At 62.9% G+C, this 3,252-nt stretch carries 4 protein-coding genes; all 4 read left to right on the top strand.

Annotation, left to right across the window (positions count from 1 at the left end; genetic code table 11):
• The coding region (sdhC, locus tag QCE64_RS36165; protein ID WP_309936130.1) for a succinate dehydrogenase, cytochrome b556 subunit at nt 1-372 on the top strand (372 nt) is incomplete at its 5' end.
• Between the two features lie 15 nt (nt 373-387).
• On the top strand, nt 388-756 hold the full coding sequence (sdhD, locus tag QCE64_RS36170) for a succinate dehydrogenase, hydrophobic membrane anchor protein (protein ID WP_309821460.1): 369 nt from the start codon (nt 388-390) through the stop codon (nt 754-756).
• Between the two features lie 5 nt (nt 757-761).
• Nucleotides 762-2,537, top strand: a complete 1,776-nt coding sequence (sdhA, locus tag QCE64_RS36175; RefSeq protein WP_309936131.1) for a succinate dehydrogenase flavoprotein subunit — start codon at nt 762-764, stop codon at nt 2,535-2,537.
• 17 nt (nt 2,538-2,554) lie between these two features.
• On the top strand, nt 2,555-3,252 hold a 698-nt coding region (locus tag QCE64_RS36180), incomplete at its 3' end, for a succinate dehydrogenase iron-sulfur subunit (RefSeq protein WP_050454292.1).

Here is a 3,252-nt window from a genome sequence, read left to right on the forward strand (position 1 = left end):
AACATCGGGATCGGCCAACTCGCGAAGTATCGCTTGCCGCTGGCGGGGAAGGTCTCCATCCTGCATCGCGTGAGCGGCCTGCTGCTCTTCGTGTGTCTGCCGTTCATCCTGTATCTGCTCGATCAGAGCCTCACGTCGGAAATCAGTTTCGACGCCTTCAAGGGCTTCCTCGCCAACCCCATCGTCAAGATCGTTACGCTCGTGCTGTCGTGGGCGTACCTGCATCACTTCTGCGCGGGCATCCGCTTTCTGCTGCTCGATACGCACGTCGGCGTGAACAAGGAAGGCGGCAAGCAGAGCGCCATGATCGTGCTGATCGTCTCGCTGCTGCTCACGCTCGCGATGGCGCTCAAGCTCTTCGGCGCCTTCTAAGGAGTTTATAAAAACATGGCAACCCACAATCGAGTCGGCCCCAAGCGCCTGGTCGTCGGCGCCCACTACGGTCTGCGCGACTGGCTCGCGCAACGCATCACCGCCGTCGCGATGGCCGTCTACACCATCGTGCTGCTCGTGCTGTTCTTCGGCGCGCATAACTTCTCCTACGAAGGCTGGGCGGGCATCTTCGCCATGCAGTGGATGAAGCTCGCGACCTTCGTCGTCTTGCTGTGCCTGTTCTATCACGCGTGGGTGGGCATTCGCGACATCTGGATGGACTACGTCAAGCCCATGGGCCTGCGCCTGTTCCTTCAGGTGCTGACCATCCTGTGGCTCATCGGATGCGCCGGCTACGCCGCACAGATTCTCTGGAGAGTGTAAAGAACATGGCTGCAATCAAGACTTCCCTGCCGCGTCGTCGCTTTGACGTGGTCATCGTCGGCGCAGGCGGCTCGGGCATGCGCGCCTCGCTGCAACTGGCGCGCGCGGGGCTCTCCGTCGCCGTGCTCTCGAAGGTGTTCCCCACGCGCTCGCACACGGTCGCCGCACAAGGCGGCATCGGCGCGTCGCTCGGCAACATGAGCGAAGACAACTGGCACTATCACTTCTACGACACCATCAAGGGCTCCGACTGGCTCGGCGACCAGGATGCGATCGAGTTCATGTGCCGCGAAGCGCCCAACGCCGTGTATGAGCTCGAACACATGGGCATGCCGTTCGACCGCAACGCGGACGGCACCATCTATCAACGTCCGTTCGGCGGCCACACGGCCAACTACGGCGAGAAGCCCGTGCAACGCGCCTGCGCGGCAGCGGACCGTACCGGTCACGCGCTGCTGCACACGCTGTATCAGCAGAACGTGGCGGCCAAGACGCACTTCTTCGTCGAATGGATGGCGCTGGATCTGATCCGCGACGCCGAAGGCGATGTGCTCGGCGTCACTGCGCTGGAGATGGAAACGGGCGAGGTCTATATCCTCGAAGGCAAGACGACGCTGTTCGCAACCGGCGGCGCGGGACGCATCTTCGCGGCATCGACGAATGCGTTCATCAACACGGGCGACGGCCTGGGCATGGCGGCGCGCTCGGGCATCGCGCTGCAGGACATGGAGTTCTGGCAGTTCCACCCGACGGGCGTGGCCGGCGCGGGCGTGCTGATCACCGAAGGCGTGCGCGGCGAGGGCGGCATCCTGCGCAACTCGAACGGCGACCGTTTCATGGAACGCTATGCGCCGACGCTGAAGGATCTGGCGCCGCGCGACTTCGTCTCGCGTTCGATGGACCAGGAGATCAAGGAAGGTCGCGGCGTGGGTCCGAACAAGGATCACGTGCTGCTGGACCTGTCGCACATCGGCGCCGAGACGATCATGAAGCGTCTGCCGTCGATCCGCGAGATCGCGCTGAAGTTCGCGAACGTCGATTGCATTAAAGAGCCGATCCCGGTCGTGCCGACCATCCACTATCAGATGGGCGGCATTCCGACCAACATGCATGGTCAGGTCGTGGGCACGTCCAAGGGCTACAACGACCCGGTCAACGGCTTCTACGCGGTGGGCGAATGCTCGTGCGTCTCGGTGCACGGCGCGAACCGCCTGGGCACGAACTCGCTGCTGGACCTGGTGGTGTTCGGGCGCGCGGCGGGCAACCACATCATCAAGCATGCGCGCGAGCTGAAGGAGCACAAGCCGCTGCCGGCTGATGCCGCCGACTTCGCGATGGAACGTCTCGCGGTGCTGGAAAAGTCCACCTCGGGCGAATACACGCAGAACATCGCCAACGACATCCGCTCGACGATGCAGGCGCACGCAGGCGTGTTCCGTACGGCGAAGCTGCTCGAAGACGGCGTCGAGAAGATCGCGGAAGTGGCGGAGCGCGTGAAGCACGTGCATCTGAAGGACAAGTCGAAGGTGTTCAACACCGCGAAGGTGGAAGCGCTGGAGCTGGCGAACCTGATCGAGGTGGCGCGCGCGACGATGGTGTCAGCCGAAGCGCGCAAGGAAAGCCGCGGGGCGCATGCGCACAGCGACTACGAGCATCGCGACGACGAGAACTGGATGCGTCACACGCTGTGGTTCAGCGAGGGTGACCGGCTGGACTACAAGCCGGTGCAGATGAAGCCGCTGACGGTCGAATCGGTGCCGCCGAAGGCACGCACCTTCTAAGGCACGAGGATAGAGAAATGGCCAAGAGAATCTTTGAAGTTTATCGCTACGATCCGGACAAGGACGCAGCGCCGCGCATGCAGACGTACGAGCTGGACCTGACGCACGAACGCATGCTGCTGGACGCGCTGGTGAAGCTGAAGGAAGTGGACGAGACGTTGTCGTTCCGTCGTTCGTGCCGCGAGGGCGTGTGCGGTTCGGACGCGATGAACATCAACGGCAAGAACGGTCTGGCGTGCCTGACGAACCTGAACGAGCTGCCGCAGAAGATCGTGCTGCGTCCGCTGCCGGGTCTGCCGGTGGTGCGCGACCTGATCTGCGACTTCACGCAGTTCTTCAACCAGTATCATTCGATCAAGCCGTACCTGATCAACGACACGCCGCCGCCTGAGAAGGAGCGTCTGCAGTCGCCGGTGGAGCGCGACGAGCTGGACGGCCTGTACGAGTGCATTCTGTGCGCGAGCTGCTCGACGTCGTGTCCGAGCTTCTGGTGGAATCCGGACAAGTTCGTGGGACCCGCGGGCTTGCTGCAGGCCTATCGTTTCATCGCGGACAGCCGTGATGAAGCGACGGGCGAACGACTCGACAACCTGGAAGATCCGTACCGTCTGTTCCGCTGCCATACGATCATGAATTGCGTCGACGTGTGCCCGAAGGGGCTCAACCCGACCAAGGCGATCGGCAAGATCAAGGAATTGATGGTGCGCCGGGCGGT

Origin of the sequence: Caballeronia sp. LZ043 (assembly GCF_031451075.1) — a bacterium.
Taxonomy (GTDB): domain Bacteria; phylum Pseudomonadota; class Gammaproteobacteria; order Burkholderiales; family Burkholderiaceae; genus Caballeronia.

Bases quoted from the DNA above. Each gene is read 5' to 3' on its own strand.
- sdhA (WP_309936131.1), top strand. From the start codon at position 762: ATGGCTGCAATCAAGACTTCCCTGCCGCGTCGTCGCTTTGACGTGGTC.
- sdhD (WP_309821460.1), top strand. From the start codon at position 388: ATGGCAACCCACAATCGAGTCGGCCCCAAGCGCCTGGTCGTCGGCGCC.